Origin of the sequence: Achromobacter sp. SLBN-14 (assembly GCF_006715415.1) — a bacterium.
GTDB classification, from domain to species: Bacteria; Pseudomonadota; Gammaproteobacteria; order Burkholderiales; family Burkholderiaceae_B; genus Achromobacter; species Achromobacter mucicolens.
In genome coordinates this window covers 1,355,123-1,370,992 of sequence record NZ_VFNE01000001.1, presented here as the reverse complement: position 1 = coordinate 1,370,992, position 15,870 = coordinate 1,355,123, and the positions used below count along the sequence as shown (strand labels likewise).

Annotated in this window: 11 protein-coding genes; 5 read left to right on the top strand and 6 right to left on the bottom strand. The window is 67.5% G+C overall.

Going from position 1 to position 15,870, the window contains the following annotated elements:
- Positions 1-2: 2 nt before the first annotated feature.
- Positions 3-5,798, bottom strand: a complete 5,796-nt coding sequence (uvrA, locus tag FBY20_RS06265; RefSeq protein WP_142050772.1) for an excinuclease ABC subunit UvrA — start codon at positions 5,796-5,798, stop codon at positions 3-5.
- Positions 5,799-6,025: 227 nt separating this feature from the next.
- Here uvrA and FBY20_RS06260 point away from each other — a divergent pair, with 227 nt between their 5' ends.
- The 4 genes from FBY20_RS06260 to FBY20_RS27915 all read left to right on the top strand — a co-directional run bounded on the left by FBY20_RS06260 (position 6,026) and on the right by FBY20_RS27915 (position 8,667).
- Positions 6,026-6,811, top strand: a complete 786-nt coding sequence (locus FBY20_RS06260) for an IclR family transcriptional regulator (RefSeq protein ID WP_056322686.1) — start codon at positions 6,026-6,028, stop codon at positions 6,809-6,811.
- A gap of 22 nt (positions 6,812-6,833) precedes the next feature.
- The gene (locus tag FBY20_RS06255; protein ID WP_142050769.1) at positions 6,834-7,484 is read left to right on the top strand and encodes a bifunctional 4-hydroxy-2-oxoglutarate aldolase/2-dehydro-3-deoxy-phosphogluconate aldolase; all 651 of its coding nucleotides are present in this window, start codon (positions 6,834-6,836) and stop codon (positions 7,482-7,484) included.
- A complete protein-coding gene (locus FBY20_RS06250; RefSeq protein ID WP_142050766.1) occupies positions 7,477-8,409 on the top strand; it encodes a sugar kinase in 933 nt (310 codons plus the stop codon). Before FBY20_RS06255 ends, FBY20_RS06250 begins: the two co-directional genes overlap by 8 nt.
- A 129-nt stretch (positions 8,410-8,538) precedes the next feature.
- Complete coding sequence (locus FBY20_RS27915) at positions 8,539-8,667, top strand: hypothetical protein (RefSeq protein WP_006226408.1); 129 nt, start codon at positions 8,539-8,541, stop codon at positions 8,665-8,667.
- A 97-nt stretch (positions 8,668-8,764) separates the two neighbouring features.
- Here FBY20_RS27915 and FBY20_RS06240 read toward each other — a convergent pair whose 3' ends face one another.
- The gene (locus FBY20_RS06240) at positions 8,765-9,730 is read right to left on the bottom strand and encodes a LysR family transcriptional regulator (protein ID WP_142050763.1); all 966 of its coding nucleotides are present in this window, start codon (positions 9,728-9,730) and stop codon (positions 8,765-8,767) included.
- A gap of 223 nt (positions 9,731-9,953) precedes the next feature.
- Between FBY20_RS06240 and FBY20_RS06235 the strand changes: the two genes are divergently transcribed.
- Positions 9,954-10,889, top strand: a complete 936-nt coding sequence (locus FBY20_RS06235; protein WP_056321085.1) for a glycosyltransferase family A protein — start codon at positions 9,954-9,956, stop codon at positions 10,887-10,889.
- On the opposite strand, the gene FBY20_RS06230 is transcribed toward FBY20_RS06235, so the two are convergent.
- From FBY20_RS06230 to FBY20_RS06215, 4 genes are all read right to left on the bottom strand, one after another.
- Positions 10,854-11,603 (bottom strand): ABC transporter ATP-binding protein, encoded by a 750-nt coding sequence (locus FBY20_RS06230; protein WP_062840326.1) that lies wholly within the window; start codon positions 11,601-11,603, stop codon positions 10,854-10,856. The two genes, FBY20_RS06235 and FBY20_RS06230, sit on opposite strands and share 36 nt — an antisense overlap.
- Positions 11,600-13,396: an ATP-binding cassette domain-containing protein gene (locus FBY20_RS06225; protein WP_142050761.1), complete on the bottom strand. Its 1,797-nt coding sequence runs from the start codon at positions 13,394-13,396 to the stop codon at positions 11,600-11,602. The genes FBY20_RS06230 and FBY20_RS06225 overlap by 4 nt, the downstream gene beginning before the upstream one ends.
- On the bottom strand, positions 13,393-14,433 hold the full coding sequence (locus tag FBY20_RS06220; RefSeq protein WP_142050758.1) for a branched-chain amino acid ABC transporter permease: 1,041 nt from the start codon (positions 14,431-14,433) through the stop codon (positions 13,393-13,395). Before FBY20_RS06220 ends, FBY20_RS06225 begins: the two co-directional genes overlap by 4 nt.
- Positions 14,434-14,598: 165 nt before the next feature.
- Positions 14,599-15,750: an ABC transporter substrate-binding protein gene (locus tag FBY20_RS06215; protein ID WP_108005030.1), complete on the bottom strand. Its 1,152-nt coding sequence runs from the start codon at positions 15,748-15,750 to the stop codon at positions 14,599-14,601.
- Positions 15,751-15,870: the final 120 nt, after the last annotated feature.

The following is a 15,870-nucleotide window of genomic DNA, read 5'->3' as shown; positions in this document are numbered from 1 at the left end:
GCTTACGGCTGTTGTTGCGCAAGGAACTCCGTCAGGACGCGGCCCGTATGGGAATGGTCGGCCAGCGTCATCACGTGCTCGGGCGAGCCTTCGCCCACCAGCTGGCCGCCGCCCGTGCCGCCCTCGGGACCCAGGTCCAGCAGCCAGTCGGCCTCGGCGATCACGTCCAGGTTGTGTTCGATCACCACCACCGTGTTGCCCGCCTCGACCAGGCGGTGCAGCACGTGGATGAGCTTTTCTACGTCCGCCATCGACAGGCCGACCGTCGGCTCGTCCAGCACGTACAGCGTGTGCGGGATGCGCGAGGCGCGGCCGGTCTTGATCAGCCCATCGGTCAGGCGGGCCTTGGACAGCTCGGTCACCAGCTTGATGCGCTGCGCCTCGCCGCCCGACAGCGTCGGCGACGGCTGGCCGAGCGTCAGGTAGCCCAGCCCCACGTCCTGCATCAGTTGCAACGGACGATGGATCTTGGGATGCGCCGCGAAGTAGCCGATGGCGTCGTCCACTTCCATGGACAGCAGATCGCCGGCGTTCTTGCCGCGCATCTGCACGCTGAGCGTGTCGTTGTTGAAGCGCGCGCCGTTGCAGGCGTCGCACGGCACCTTCACGTCGGGCAGGAAGTTCATTTCGATGGTGCGCATGCCCTGGCCTTCGCAGATCGGGCAGCGGCCGTCGCCGGTATTGAACGAGAAGCGCGCCGCCGTCCAGCCGCGCATGCGGGCCTCGCGGGTGTCGGCGAACTGCTTGCGCACGTCGTCCCAGAAGCCCACGTAGGTGGCCGGGCACGAACGCGGCGTCTTGCCGATGGGCGTCTGGTCCACTTCCAGCACACGGTCGATGGCTTCCCAGCCCTTGATGCTTTCGCAGCCCGCCCAGCCGGGCGCCTTGCCCTGCGAGACGGCCTGGGTCAGGTTGTCCAGCAGGACCTCGCGCGCCAGCGTGGACTTGCCCGAGCCGGACACGCCGGTCACCACGCTCAGGCGGCCCACGGGGATGCGCGCGTCCACGCTGCGCAGGTTGTGCAGGCGCGCGCCACGGATCTCGATCATGGGCGTGTCGGCCTCGACCGGACGGCGGCCCTGCAGCGGATGCGCCAGCGGCGTTTTCAGGTAGCGGCCCGTCACGGATTCGGGCGCGTCGATTACGTCCTGCACCGTGCCTTGCGCCACCACGCGGCCGCCGCGGATGCCCGCGCCCGGCCCGATGTCGATGACGTGTGAGGCGCGGCGGATGGTGTCGTCGTCGTGCTCGACCACCACCAGCGTGTTGCCGTTGCCTTCCAGGCGCGCCAGCGCGTCCAGCAGGATGCGGTTGTCGCGCGGATGCAGGCCGATGGTGGGTTCGTCCAGCACGTAGCAGACGCCCTGCAGGTTGGAGCCCAGCTGCGCGGCCAGCCGGATGCGCTGCGCCTCGCCGCCGGACAGCGTGGGCGCGGCGCGGTCCAGCGCCAGGTAGTTCAGGCCGACTTCCTGCATGAAGTTCAGGCGGCCCCGGATCTCGGCCAGGATGTCCCGGGCGATCTCGCCTTCGCGGCCACGCGCCACCAGGCCGGTGAAAAAGGTGTGCGCGTCCGACACCGGCAGCGAGGCCAGTTCGGCAATCGACTTGTCGCGCCAGCGCACGGCGCGCGCCACGCGGTTCAGCCGCTGGCCGTCGCACTGCGTGCAGGTCTTGGCCTCGCCTTCGTACCACGCGTTCCAGGCGGTTTCCTCGCCGGTCTGCTCTTCGTCAAAGCCCTGCAGTTGCAGGCCCGTGCCGTAGCAGCCCGTGCACCAGCCGTGCTTGGAGTTGTACGAGAAAAGGCGCGGATCGGGTTCGGGGAAGCTGGTGCCGCAGGACGGGCACGCGCGCTTGACCGAGAAGTGCTGCTGTTGCAGTTCGCTGTTCAGCGCCTCGTGCAGCTTGTTGACCGGCCACACCACCGACATCACGCCCTGGCCGTTTTCCAGCGCGCTCTTGACGGCCGCGCGCAGCTCGGCCTCGTTGGCCGGGTCCACGACCACGTCCGCCACCGGCAGTTCGATCGTGTGTTCCTTGTAGCGGTCCAGGCGCGGCCACGGGGCCACGGGAATGAACTCGCCGTCCACGCGCAGATGGGAATGGCCCTTTGAGCCGGCCCACTTGGCAAGATCCGTGTAGTAACCCTTGCGCGCGGTGACCAGCGGCGCCAGGAGGCCGATGTGCACGCCCTTGTGCTCGCGCAAGAGGCGCGCCACGATCTGGTCGGTGTTCTGCGGCTCGACCGCCACGTTGCAGTCCGGGCAGTACTGCGTGCCCAGTTTCACGTAGAGAAGGCGCAGGAAGTGGTGGATTTCCGTCATCGTGGCCACGGTGGACTTGCGGCCGCCGCGGCTGGTGCGCTGTTCGATCGCCACGGTGGGCGGGATGCCGAAGATGGCGTCCACGTCCGGCTTGCCCGCCGGCTGCACGATGGCGCGCGCGTAGGCGTTCAGGGATTCCAGATAGCGCCGCTGCCCTTCGTTGAACAGGATGTCGAACGCCAGCGTGGACTTGCCCGATCCGGACACGCCCGTGATGACCGTGAACTTGTCGTGCGGGATCTCGACGCTGATGTTCTTCAGGTTGTGTTCGCGCGCATTGCGGATCTCGATGGCCATGCTGCCCTGGCGGCGTTCGCGCACCAGCGATTGCAGCGGCGTGCCCACGCCCGCGCCGTACTCGGCTTGCGGCTCGGCGATGCGCGCGGTCAGGCCCGCCTGCTCGGCTATCTGCGCGTCGGCGTCGCTGCTGACCACCACGTCGGCCGCGCCGCCGGCGACGGCATCGGCCGGCAGGATGCTGACCTCGTAGTCGCGCAGGGCGGCGCCCGTGTGCGACTTGGGGTTGTCCATCAGGTCCTGCGGCGTGCCGGTGCCCATGACCAGGCCGCCGGCGTCGCCGCCTTCCGGTCCCAGGTCGATCAGCCAGTCGGCCGCGCGGATCACGTCCAGGTTGTGTTCGATGACGAGCAGCGTATGGCCCGCGGCCAGCAGCTTGCGGAACGCGCGCATCAGGCGCGCCACGTCGTCAAAGTGCAGGCCGGTGGTGGGCTCGTCGAACAGGAACAGGCTGCCCTTCTTGGCGACCTTCGCGGTGGAGATGCCGCTGCGCGCCGCCTCGGCCAGGTGGCCGGCCAGCTTCAGGCGCTGCGCCTCGCCGCCCGATAGCGTGGGCACGGGCTGGCCCAGCCGCACGTATTCCAGGCCCACGTCGGCCAGCGGCGCCAGACCGGTCTGCACGTCGCGCAGGCCCTTGAAGAAGTCCAGCGCTTCGCTGACGGTCATTTCCAGCACTTCGTCGATGGACGCGCTCTTGCCCAGGTGCTCGACGCGCACTTCCAGGACTTCGGGGCGGAAGCGCTTGCCGTCGCAATCCGGGCAGCGCAGGTAGACGTCGGACAGGAACTGCATTTCGACGTGTTCGAACCCGGTGCCGCCGCAGGTCGGGCAGCGGCCGTCGCCGCCGTTGAAGCTGAACGTGCCGGCGGTGTAGGCGCGCTCACGCGCCAGCGGGGCCTGGGCAAACAGCTTGCGGATGGCGTCGAACGCGCCGACGTAGCTGGCCGGATTGGAGCGCGCGGTCTTGCCGATGGGCGTCTGGTCCACCATGACCACGTCGGCAATCTGCTCGGCGCCCAGCAGGCGGTCGAACGCGCCCGGCGCTTCCGACGGCTTGCCCTTCTGCTTGAGCAGCGCGGGGTAGAGCACGTCCTGCACCAGCGTGGACTTGCCCGAGCCGGACACGCCGGTCACGCAGACCAGGCGGCCGAGCGGCAGCTCGACCGACACGTTCTTCAGGTTGTGCGCATTGACGCCTTCTAGCAGCAGGCGCGGCGTGTTGGCCGCGACCGGCATCGGACGCGGCGCTTCCACGCGCAGGCGGCCGCCCAGGTAGTCGCCCGTCAGCGAGGGCGCGGCGCGCAGTTGCGCGGGCGTGCCGTCGAAGACGATGCGCCCGCCGCGTTCGCCGGGACCGGGGCCGATGTCGATGATGCGGTCCGCGGCCACCATGACCTGCGGATCGTGTTCCACGACGACCAGCGTGTTGCCGGCGTTGCGCAGGCGGTGCATGACCTCCACCACGCGGTGCATGTCGCGCGGGTGCAGGCCGATGGAGGGCTCGTCCAGCACGAACAGCGTGTTCACCAGCGAGGTGCCCAGCGCCGTGGTCAGGTTGATCCGTTGGACCTCGCCGCCGGACAGCGTGCGGCTCTGACGGTCCAGCGTCAGATAGCCCAGCCCCACGTCGCACAGGAACTTCAGGCGCGCGCGCACCTCGGTCATGAGCAGGTCGGTGGCCGCGTCCAGCGCGCCCGAGAACGACAGCGTGTCGAAGAATTTACGAACGCGTTCGATCGGCAGCAGCATCACGTCGTGCAGGCACAGCCCGTCCAGACCGTTGAGCTGTTCGCGGCTCCAGGTGGTGCCGACGGGCATGAAGCGCTTGTAGCGGCCGTCTTCGGGCGGCAGCACGGCGTCGGCTTCCTCCTTGTTGCCCAGGCGCCAGAGCAGGGCGTCGGGCTTCAGGCGCGCGCCGTTGCAGGTAGGGCAGGGCGTGTAGCTGCGGTACTTGGACAGCAGCACGCGCACGTGCATCTTGTAGGCCTTGGTTTCCAGCCAGTCGAAGAAGCGCTGCACGCCGTACCACTGGTGCTTCCAGGCGTCGTTGCCGCCCTTCCAGTCGGGCGTGCCGTACAGGACCCAGCGCTTGTGCTCGTCGCTCATGTCCTTCCAGGGCACGCCCAGCGGCACGCCCGCGCGCGGCGCGTACTTTTGCAGGTCGTCCTGGCATTCCTTGTAGGACGGCGTGGTCCACGGCTTGATGGCGCCTTCGAGCAGGGTCTTTTTCTCGTCGGGGATGACCAGGCCGAAGTCGATGCCGATGACGCGGCCAAAGCCGCGGCAGGCCTCGCAGGCGCCCAGCGGCGAGTTGAACGAGAAGCTGCTGGGCAGCGGGTCGGTGTATTCGATGTCGCAGTCGGCGCAGTGCAGCCGGTCGCTGTACTTCCAGATATGCGCGTTGCCGCCGTCGGCGTCCATGACGTAGACGGCGATGTGGCCGGCGCCCATGCGCAGCGCCGTGTCCAGCGCTTCCATGATGCGTTCGCGTTCGGTGCCGGCGAAGCGGAAGCGATCCTGGATGACGTGCAGGATGCGGCGTTCCTCGGGGGCGGCCTTGGCGGTCTTCGTGGTCTTGGCCTTCTTGGCGCCCTTGGCGGGGGCGGCGGCGCGCGGCACGGCGGTTTCCTCGGCGTGCACGCGGGTGTAACCCTGCTGCTCAAGGAAGCCGCGCACTTCGTCTTCGGTGAAGTTGGCCGGCACGGCGATCGGGAACGTCACGACCAGGCGCGGGTCGCCCGCCTGCGCGGCGCGCTCGGCCAGCGAGTGATAGACGGAATCGGGTGTGTCGCGCCGCACCAGCTTGCCGCAACCGCGGCAATAGAGCTTGGCGCCGCGCGCGAACAAGAGCTTCAGATGATCGTTCAGTTCGGTCATCGTGCCGACCGTGCTGCGCGAGCTGCGCACCGGATTGGTCTGGTCGATGGCGATGGCCGGCAGAATGCCCTCGATGCGGTCCACCTGCGGCTTGTCCATGCGGTCCAGGAACTGGCGCGCATAGGGCGAGAAGGTTTCCACGTAACGCCGCTGCCCCTCCGCGTACAGGGTGTCGAAAGCCAGCGAACTTTTGCCGGACCCCGACACCCCGGTGACGACGACCAGTTCGCCGGTGGCGATGGTCAGATCCAGGTTCTTGAGATTGTTCTGGCGGGCGCCAACGATGCGGATATGGGAGCTCATGGACGGTATCGTAGCCTGACGAAGGGAGCATGCCGGCGCGGCGACCCATCGCTGGTTCCGGGCGCGTCGATATGGAATAATTGACTATATCGTGAGGCGCCAGTCCATAATGTGGACAACCAGCACCTCGGTAGCTGTACAAATAAACAGTATCGCAGATTCGTCTGAAAATCGCGCTGGTCGCGTTGCGCATCTGCCTGGGCTATCGCCTTTATTTGGGGACGTGTGTGCAGGAATCCAAGGTGGCCGGCGCGGCGGCGTTCGGAAAATTCATGGCGGTGCTGCAAGCGGTGGCCGATGCGCCGCAGCCGCCGACGGCCCCCGTGCTGGCCCGCACCTGCGGCTATCCCCGCCCCACCGTCTACCGCATCCTGGCGGCGCTTGCCGAGCAGGGGATGGTCGCGGAAAGCGGGGGCGCCTATCGCCTGGGCACGCGCCTGATGTCGCTGGCCAGCAAGGCCTGGTCCCAGTTCGACCTGCGCGCCGCGCTGGCGCCGGAACTCCAGGCGCTGCGCGACCAGACCGGCGAGACGGTCCATCTGGCGGTTCCCGCCGGCCACGAAATGATCTACATCGACAAGCTGGAAAGCCCCGGCCCCGTGCGCATGGTGTCGCGCGTGGGGGCATCCGTGGCGCTGCATTCCAGCGCCGTCGGCAAGGCCTATCTGGCCGCGCTGGATGAGGCCTCGCGGGAACGCCTGCTGCAGGATCTGCCCCTGCCGTCGCGGCTGCCCGCCACGCTGACCAGCCTGCCCGCGTTGCGCGAGGCGCTGGGCGCGGCGGCCGAGCAGGGCTACGCTATCGACAACGAGGAAAACGAACCCGGCATCGTCTGCTACGGCGTCGCGCTGTGCGACGGGGCGGGACGGCCGGTTGCGGGCGTCAGCGTCAGCACGCTGCTGTTCCGCCGGGCGGCCGACCCGCAGTCCGCCTACATCGACCCCTTGCTGCGGCTGCGCGACGCGGCCGCGGCCAAACTCGCCGTCCTGCCGGTATCGTCCGGCGGCATCTGACCGTTCGCTCCAGAGGAAATCCATGACCGCAACCGCTGCTCCCATCGCCTCCAAGCTCGCCGCCCTGCTGGCTGCCCGCGTCGTGCCCGTGCTGCGCTACACCGACGCGGCGGCCGCCGCCTATGCCGCGGAAGTCGCGGTCTCGGCCGGCTGCGCCACGCTGGAACTGACCTGGACCATCCCCAACGTCACCGACCTGGTGCGCGCCCTGCGCGACAAGCACGGCGCCAGCCTGCTGCTGGGCGTGGGGACGGTGCTGGACGAATCCCAGGCGCGCGAGGCGCTGGTGGCGGGCGCGGACTTCCTGGTGTCGCCCGCCCTGGCGCACGAGATCGTGGACATGGCCCACGCCGCCGACGCGCTGTGCATGCTGGGCGCCTTCACCCCGACCGAAGTCCTGGCCGCGCGCCGCGCGGGCGTGGACGTGGTGAAGGTGTTTCCGGCCGACACGGGCGGCCCCAAGCACCTGGCCGCGCTGAAGTCCGTGTTTCCGGACACGATCTTCTGCCCCACGGGCGGCATCACGCAGGAAAACATGGGCACGTACTTCGCCGCGGGCGCGGGGCTCGTGGGCATCGGCAGCAATCTCTACGACAAGGCCGCCTTCGCGTCGCGCGACACCGCCGCGCTGGTGGCGCAGATCACCCAGACACGCGAGGCCGCCCATGGCTGATTTCGATATCGTGGCGCTGGGCGAGCCGCTGGTCGAACTGAACCAGACGCACAAGGGCCAGCGGCAATACCTGCAGGGGTTCGGGGGCGACACCTCCAACGCGGTCATCGCGGCGGCCCGGCAGGGTGCGCGCTGCGCGTATCTGACCCGGGTCGGCAATGACGCCTTCGGCAAGCAGTTCCTGGACCTGTGGCAGGCCGAGGGCGTGGACACCACCGGCGTCGAGGTCGACGACGATGCCCACACCGGGCTGTACTTCGTGCAGCACGGGCCGGACGGCCACGCCTTCAGCTATCTGCGGCGCGGTTCGGCCGCCAGCCTGATGACGCCGGCCAGCCTGGACGGCGGCCTGATCGAGCGCGCCCGGTTCCTGCACGTCTCGGGCATCAGCATGGCCATCAGCACCACCGCCTGCGACACGGCGTTTGCGGCCATCGCGCGGGCGCATGCCGCCGGCGTGCAGGTCAGCCTGGATTCGAACCTGCGGCTGCGCCTGTGGCCCGTGGACCGGGCCCGCGCCATCCTGCGCGAGGCGATGCGCGCCGCGGACGTGTTTCTGCCCAGCATGGACGACATGCAGCATCTCACAGGCAACGACGACCCGGAGCGCACGCTGGACTGGATCCGCGATGGCGGCGCGCCGGGCGTGGTGGTGCTCAAGCTGGGCAAGGACGGCTCCATCATCGACGACGGCCACACCCGCACCCCGATGCCGGCGCTGCGCGTGCAGGCCGTCGATGCGACGGGCGCCGGGGATTGCTTTGCCGGCAGCCTGCTGGCGCGCCGTTGCCAGGGCGACGCCTGGGAAGACGCCGTGCGCTACGCCAATGCGGCGGCGGCGCTGTCGACCCTGGGCTATGGCGCGGTCGATCCGCTGCCGCGGGCCGAGCAGGTCTGGGAACGGCTGAAAGCCGCCTCAACCTAGCCAAAAACCGGCCGGTTGGCGTCCTTTCCGGATTTCAGGCTAAAATGCCAAGTTATCCGAATTTTTTTCCGCCAGCCCGATTTCCGGTTGTGCGGGCCAATTTCCGCGAATTCAACAGGAGAAATCAACATGGCTGAACGCAAACGCGTGCGTCGTAACACCCTGGAACGCCGTTGCCTGGGCAAGGCTTTCAAGCGCTTGTTCGTCAAGTCGCCCAAGGGTGTGTTCAAGATGCTGGAAAAGATCAAGCGCGTCTAAATGACGCGTCTGGCTCGGCGGTCGTCAAAACCTGCCGGGCCCGATCAAAAAACCGCAGGGCGCGAGCCTTGCGGTTTTTTTTCGTCTGCGCGGCGCATCAGCCTTGCGGGGGGCCGAGCTTGGGGCGGATGAAATCCATGAATGCGCGGGTCTTGGCCGGCTGAATGCTGGATGGGTACACCACGTAGATCGAGATCGGGTCCACCGACCAGCCCGGCAGCACCCGCCGCAGCGAATTGCGCTGGATGATGGGCTCCAGGGCATGGCAGTGCGGCATCCGCGTGATGGCCAAGTCCAGGCCGGCCAGCGTGCCGGCGATGCTCATGTTGTTGGCGGCCAGGTGACCCGAGACCGCGACGCGCTGCGAGATCGCGCCGTTGTTCAACGTCCAGTACGAGTGCTCCTCGTCGATCGTCGTGCGCAGGCATTGATGCTGCGACAGGTCGGCCGGCGTCTGCGGCGTGCCATGACGTTCTATATAGCGGTCGGACGCATACAGGTGCGTTTCCAGCGAAACCAGCTCCTGCACCACGGCGCCTTCGATGGCGCGATGCGGCGTGCCGTTGCCGTTGCCGTTCCCGGCGGAGGCGCCCGGGTAGTCGGCCTCGCGGCCAAACCGCAGCACCACGTCGAATGGCGTGCCCTGCGCGTCCGATGCCGTCATCATGCTCAGGTCGAACTCGCACTCCACGTCGGGATAGCGATCGGTGAAATCGCTGATGGTCTCGGGCAGCAGCCAGATGGCCAGGCTATACGGCATGGACACGCGCAGATTGCCCGACGGGCCGCCCGACAGCGAGAGCAGCTGCTCGTGCGCCAGGCGGGCTTCGTCGATGAGGCCTTGGCAACGGCGCATGTAGGCCGCGCCCGCATCCGTCAGATCGAGCCGGCGCGTGTTGCGGTTGATGAGCCGCAGGCCAATCGCGCGCTCCAGTTCGTTGATCCGGCGGGAAAGCGTGGACGTCGGCATCTCCAGCGCGCGCGCCGCCTGGCTGAAGCTCTTGCGCTTGGCCACCTCGACGAACAAGGCGATGTCATTGAGCTGGACGGGCGAGGCTTCCATAGGCGTTCCGAATTGGGCCGCCCGAGTTTACGCCAGTCCGCTGCGCGCCCCAACGGCCGCGGCCGGGCGCGTTATCAAAAAAAACCGCACGGTTTGTCAGATTTGATTGCAAATTCCAAAGACGTGCCATCGGTTGGCGCAGGCATATCCCCTACACTTCAGGCGAAATCATAAGAACCAAGACCGCAGCGGTTTCTGGAAGATCGCAAGGGGCACAGCAGGCATGACCGATACACCGATTTTTTTCACTGTTCTGACGCCGACCTACAACCGGGCAGGGACCCTGCACCGCGTCTACGAATCGCTCTGCCGGCAGACATTCCGGGATTTCGAATGGGTCGTCGTGGACGATGGCTCCACCGACAACACGCACGAGTCCATCCTGCACTGGCAGTCGCTGGCGGATTTTCCGATCCGCTATGTCTGGCAGAACAACCAGCACAAGAAGACCGCCTTCAACCGTGGCGTGCGCGAGGCGCGCGGCCAGATGATCGTTGGCCTGGACAGCGACGACGAGATGCCCCCCGACGCGCTGGCCATCTTCCATGAAGCCTGGAACGCCATTCCGCCCGCGCGCCGCGACTCGTACTTCGCCATCACCGGCCTGTGCGCGCGGCCCGACGGCAGCATCGTGGGCGACCGCTATCCGCAGGATGTCTTCGACAGCACGGCGGTGGACGTGTATTTCCGCTATCGCATCAAGGGCGAGAAATTCGGCTGTATGCGCACCGACATCCTGCGCAAGTATCCGTTTCCCGAGGACGTGGCGGGCTTCGTGCCCGAAAGCCTGGTGTGGTGGGCCGTCGCCCGCGCCGGCTATCTAAGCCGCTTCATCAACCGCGTCGTGCGCACGTATCACGACACGCCCGGCGGGCTGAGCCAGGGGGCGGTATCGGTGGCGAACAACGCCCAGGGTCTGTATCTGCTGGCCTGGGACATGCTGCAGCATCACCTGGAATTCTTCCGCTACCGTCCGCGGGAATTCATGATGGCCGCGGCGCGCTACACGCGCTTTAGGCTGCACCTGAAACATTCAGGCGTGCCCACGGCCGTCCAGGCTTACCGCCTTACCCATCCGGTCGCGACGTTCCTCGTGGCCGTCATGTACCCGCTGGGCTACGCGCTATACCGCCGCGACCGGCGGCGCGGCGTGGCCTAATCCCAGATAGACCTCCACCACGCGCGGATCCTGCGCCACGTCGGCCGCGGGGCCTTCCAGCGTGACGGCGCCGGTTTCCAGCACGTAGGCGTAATCGGCCACTTGCAGCGCGGCACGCGCGTTCTGTTCGATCAGCAGGATGGACACGCCCATCTCGCGCAGCCGCGCCACGATGCGAAAGACCTCGCGCACGATGCGCGGCGCAAGCCCCAGGCTGGGTTCGTCCAGCATCAACAGGCGGGGTTTGGCCATCAGCGCGCGGCCCACCGCCAGCATCTGGCGCTCGCCGCCGGACAGCGTGCCGGCCAGTTGGACCCGCCGTTCCCGCAGCCGGGGAAACAGGTCATAGACCTCGGCCAGCGTCTGGTCCTGGTCGCGCAGGCCGCGGCGGTAGCGGTCGAAAGCGCCCAGCATCAGGTTGTCCTCGACCGTCATCTCGGCAAAGAGCTCGCGCTTTTCCGGCACCAGGTTCATGCCGGCGGCGACCATTTCCTCGATCTCGGCGTGCGCTTGCGTCTTGCCGCCAAAGACGATGCCGCCCTGCGACGGCAGCACGCCCATGATGGCCGACAGCAGCGTGGTCTTGCCCGCGCCGTTGGGACCGATGACGGTGACGATCTGGCCTTCGCCCACTTCCAGGCTGACGCCCGAGACCGCTTCCACCTTGTCGTAGGCCACGCGCAGGTCGCGCACTTGCAGCAGTTTCGCGCTCATTCTTCCACTCCGCCCAGATAGGCTTCAAGCACTGCGGGATTCTGCTGGATCTCGGCCGGCAGGCCTTCGGCGATCTTCTCGCCAAAGTCCATGACCACCACGCGATCCACCAGGCCCATCACGAAATCCATGTCATGTTCGACGAGCAGGATGGCCATGCCCTCGGCGCGCAGGCGTTTCAGCAATTCGGCCAGCTCGCATTTTTCCTGGTAGCGCAGGCCCGCCGCAGGTTCGTCCAGCAGCAGGATGCACGGGTCCGAGGCCAGGGCGCGCGCGATTTCCAGGATGCGCTGCTGACCCAATGCCAGCGAGCCGGCCTCGTCGTGCAGATGCTTGCCCAGTCCCACGCGCTCGACCTGGCGAGCGGCTTCGGCCAGCAGGCGGGCTTCTTCCGGACGGTCCAGCCGCCAGGCAGCCGGCAACACGCCGCGATGCCCGCGCAGGTGCGCGCCGATGGCCACGTTTTCCAGCACGCTCATGCGGCCCAGCAGCCGCACGTGCTGGAAGGTGCGCGACAGTCCCAGGCGCGCGATCTTGCGCGCGCCCACGCCGGCCACCGGCTGGCCCAGCAGCGTGACCTGTCCCGAGGTCGGCGTGTCCACGCCGGATATCTGGTTGAACATCGTGCTCTTGCCCGCGCCATTGGGGCCGATCAGCGCCAGCACTTCGCCCGCGCGGATCTCCAGGCTCATGGCGTTGTTGGCGACCAGGCCGCCGAACTTGCGGGTCACGTCAACGGCTTTGAGCACCACCTCGCCGCGCGGCGGCATGGTGCGGCGGGGCAGCGGCTCGGCGGTCATGTCGACCGTGCGCGGCTTGCGCTTGACCGGCACCCAGCGCGTCAGCACGGGCCACAGGCCGCTGCGGGCGCGGTGCAGCAGCAGCACCATGCCGAAGCCGAAGACGATCACTTCGAAGTTGCCGGTCTGGCCCAGTACCTTGGGCAAGAGATCCTGCAGCCATTGCTTGAGCACCGTGAAGACGCCCGCGCCCACCAGTGCGCCCCACACCTGCCCGGCGCCGCCGATGACGGTCATGAACAGGTACTCGATGCCCATCTGCAGGCCGAAGGGATTGGGGTTCACGAAGCGCTGCATGTGCGCGTACAGCCAGCCCGACGCGCAGGCCTGCAAGGCCGCGATGACGAAGATCACCATGCGCGAGCGCGCCGTGTCCACGCCCATCGATTCGGCCATCACGCGTCCGCCCTTGAGCGCGCGGATCGCGCGGCCTTCGCGCGAGTCCAGGAGGTTCTGCGTGGACCAGATGGCGACCAGCAGGAAGGCCCAGATCAGGTAGTAGATGTTGCCGCCCTGGTTGAGCGTCCAGCCGAACAGGCTGATGGCCGGAATGTCGGGGATGCCGGTGTGGCCGCCCAGACCTTCGACGGAGCCGAACACGAAATACAGCGACAGGCCCCAGGCGATGGTGCCCAGCGGCAGGAAGTGGCCGGATAGTTTCAGCGTGATGGCGCCCAGCAGGTACGCAAGCGCCAGCGTCAGGGCCAGGCCGGCCAGCAGCGTGAGCCAGGGCGACGCGCCCAGCCAGCCCAGCCACGACGGCAGCGTGTCCGCGCGGGTGGTCAGGAGCGCCGTCGTGTAGGCGCCCACGCCCACGAAGGCGGCCTGCCCGAAGCTGGTCAGGCCGCCGACGCCGGTCAGCAGCACCAGGCCCAGGGCCACCAGCGCATACAGGCCGATATAGTTCAGCAGCGTCACGTAGAAAGGCGGCAGCACCAGGGGGCCGAGCGCCAGCAGAGCCAGGAAGGCGAGGAGGATGTGGCGCGGGGTCATTCGTCTTCTTCCTCGACGTGATGGCTGTTGAGTGAACGCCAGAGCAGCACGGGGATGATCAGCGTGAACACGATGATCTCCTTGTAGGCGCTGGCCCAGAACGACGAGAACGCTTCGATCAGGCCCACCAGCACGGCGCCCGCCGCGGCGAGCGGGTAGCTCACCAGCCCGCCGATGATGGCGCCGACGAAGCCCTTCAGGCTGACCATGAATCCTGAATCGAAATACATGGTCGTGATCGGCGCGATGAGAATGCCGGACACGGTGCCGATCAGCGCCGCCAGAAAGAACGTGGCCTTGCCCGCGAACACGGGCGAGATGCCCATCAGGCGCGCGCCGATCCGGTTGAACGCCGCGGCGCGCAGCGCCTTGCCGTACATCGAGCGTTCAAAGAACTGGTACAGCACGACGATCAGCACCACCGACACCGCTACGACCCACAGCGCCTGGCTGTTCACGTTGACCGGGCCCAGCGTCAGGCTGGCGTCGCTGAAGGGCGCCGTGCGCGCGCCTTCCGCGCCGAAGGCCAGCAGCCCCAGGCCGACGAGCGCCAGGTGGACCGCGATGGACACGATCAGCAGCACCAGCGTCGAGGCCGACGCGATCGGCTGATAGAACAGGCGATAGAGCTGCGGTCCCATCGGCACCAGCAGCAGCAACGTCAGAAGCGCCTGAACGGCCATCGGCAACTGCGCCAGCGGCAGGCGGTACAGCAGCAGCGCAAGCGCTAGCGGATAGATCACCTTGGCCGCCATGCGCCAGAGGGCGCCGCGCCGGGCGGGCCGTTTGCGGCGCGCCATCAGGTCGGCGGCGGCCTCGGCCAGCGCGAATGCGAGCAGCAGCCACACCAGCAGGATGGGCTTGCCGGCCTGCATGGCGGCCATGGTCAGCGCGCCGAAGGCGACGAACTCGCCCTGTGGGATGAACAGGACGCGGGTAACGGTGAAGACGAGCAGGATGGACAACGCCAAGAGCGCGTAGATGGCGCCATTGGTGATGCCGTCCTGCCCGAGTATCAAGGCAATCTGAGCATTCATACAAAATTCCAATAAGCGGATGTCCCCCCCGAAGCGCTGCGCGCTTCCCCCCAGGGGGCATGCCTGCGGACCGGCGGAGCCCGGATCCGCGGCATCCCGATGGGACGCGCAGAGCCTGCTTTCTGGCGACGCCCGCAGCGCATGTGAGCGTGGGGGGAGATCCTTTTACTTGACTAGCGTCCAGTTGCCGTCCTTGACGGTGATGAGTTCGCGGCCACGTTCGTCAAAGCCGCTGTGGTCTGCCGCGCTCATGTTGTAGACGCCTTGCGTGCCGACCAGCTCCTTGGTCTGCTCCAGCGCATCGCGCAGCGCGCTGCGGAACTCCTTGGTGCCCGGCTTGCCGGCCTTCTCGGCGATCGGCACGGCCTTTTCCAGCAGCAGGCCGGCGTCGTAGACGTTGGCGCCAAAGGTGGCGGGCTTGGAGCCGTTGAGCTTTTCGTAGGCGGCGATGTAGTCGGCGGCGACCTTCTTGGACGGATTGCTGTCCGGCATTTCCGGCAGGACCAGCATCAGGCTGGCGGCCAGCACCGTGCCTTCGACCTTCTTGCCGCCCAGCTTCAGGAAGTCGGGCAGCGCGGCGCCGTGGGTCTGGTAGAACTTGCCCTTGTAGCCCTGGTCGAACAGCGTCGTCTGCGGCAGCACGCTGGCGGCGCCCGGCGCGGCCACCAGCACGGCGTCCGGCTTGGCGGCCAGGATCTTCAACGCCTGGCCCGTGACCGAGCTGTCAAAGCGCAGGTAGCGTTCGTTGGCGGTGATCTTGATGCCCTTTTCCGCGGCCAGTCCCGAGAAAACCTTGTACCAGTTCTCGCCGTACGGGTCGTTCAGGCCGATGAAGCCGACAGTCTTGATGCCGGTCTTGGCCATGTGGTCCACCAGCGCGCGCGCGATGATGTCGTCGTTCTGCGTGGTCTTGAACACCCACTTCTTCTGGTCGTTCATCGGCAGCACCACCGCGGCGGTGCCCACCGGCGCCAGCATCGGCACGCCGGCCTCGGCGGCGAACTGGATCACGCCCATGGCGTTAGGCGAACCCGACGGGCCGATCAGCGCGTCCACGTTCTGCTCCGTGATCAGTTTCTTGAAGGCCGTGACCGAGTTGGTCGAGTCGCTGGCGTCATCCAGCGAGATGTATTCCACGGTCAGGTCGCCGATCTTCTTGGGCAGCAGCGGCACCGTGTTCTTTTGCGGAATCCCGACCAGCGCGGTGGGGCCGGTGGACGAGGTGACCACGCCGACCTTGACTTGGGCCAGGGCGGGCAGGGCGAACAGGGCGGCGACGGCAGCGACGGCGGCCAGGGGGAGTTTCTTCGACAGCATGGCAAAACCTCCGGGGTAGGGAGCAGAGTGGGAGTGCGGCTGGAAAGCGGAGAAAACGGGAACTGCGGGAATACTTGTTGCTTAAAGTTTCTTACCTTCAAGGATCAGCACTGTAGACCC

What these genes read in the sequence shown, in the direction of transcription:
- uvrA (WP_142050772.1), bottom strand. Translation starts at nt 5,798, where the DNA reads ATGAGCTCCCATATCCGCATCGTTGGCGCCCGCCAGAACAATCTCAAG.
- FBY20_RS06255 (WP_142050769.1), top strand. Translation starts at nt 6,834, where the DNA reads ATGACCGCAACCGCTGCTCCCATCGCCTCCAAGCTCGCCGCCCTGCTG.
- FBY20_RS06250 (WP_142050766.1), top strand. Translation starts at nt 7,477, where the DNA reads ATGGCTGATTTCGATATCGTGGCGCTGGGCGAGCCGCTGGTCGAACTG.
- FBY20_RS27915 (WP_006226408.1), top strand. Translation starts at nt 8,539, where the DNA reads ATGGCTGAACGCAAACGCGTGCGTCGTAACACCCTGGAACGCCGTTGC.
- FBY20_RS06240 (WP_142050763.1), bottom strand. Translation starts at nt 9,730, where the DNA reads ATGGAAGCCTCGCCCGTCCAGCTCAATGACATCGCCTTGTTCGTCGAG.
- FBY20_RS06235 (WP_056321085.1), top strand. Translation starts at nt 9,954, where the DNA reads ATGACCGATACACCGATTTTTTTCACTGTTCTGACGCCGACCTACAAC.
- FBY20_RS06230 (WP_062840326.1), bottom strand. Translation starts at nt 11,603, where the DNA reads ATGAGCGCGAAACTGCTGCAAGTGCGCGACCTGCGCGTGGCCTACGAC.
- FBY20_RS06225 (WP_142050761.1), bottom strand. Translation starts at nt 13,396, where the DNA reads ATGACCCCGCGCCACATCCTCCTCGCCTTCCTGGCTCTGCTGGCGCTC.
- FBY20_RS06220 (WP_142050758.1), bottom strand. Translation starts at nt 14,433, where the DNA reads ATGAATGCTCAGATTGCCTTGATACTCGGGCAGGACGGCATCACCAAT.
- FBY20_RS06215 (WP_108005030.1), bottom strand. Translation starts at nt 15,750, where the DNA reads ATGCTGTCGAAGAAACTCCCCCTGGCCGCCGTCGCTGCCGTCGCCGCC.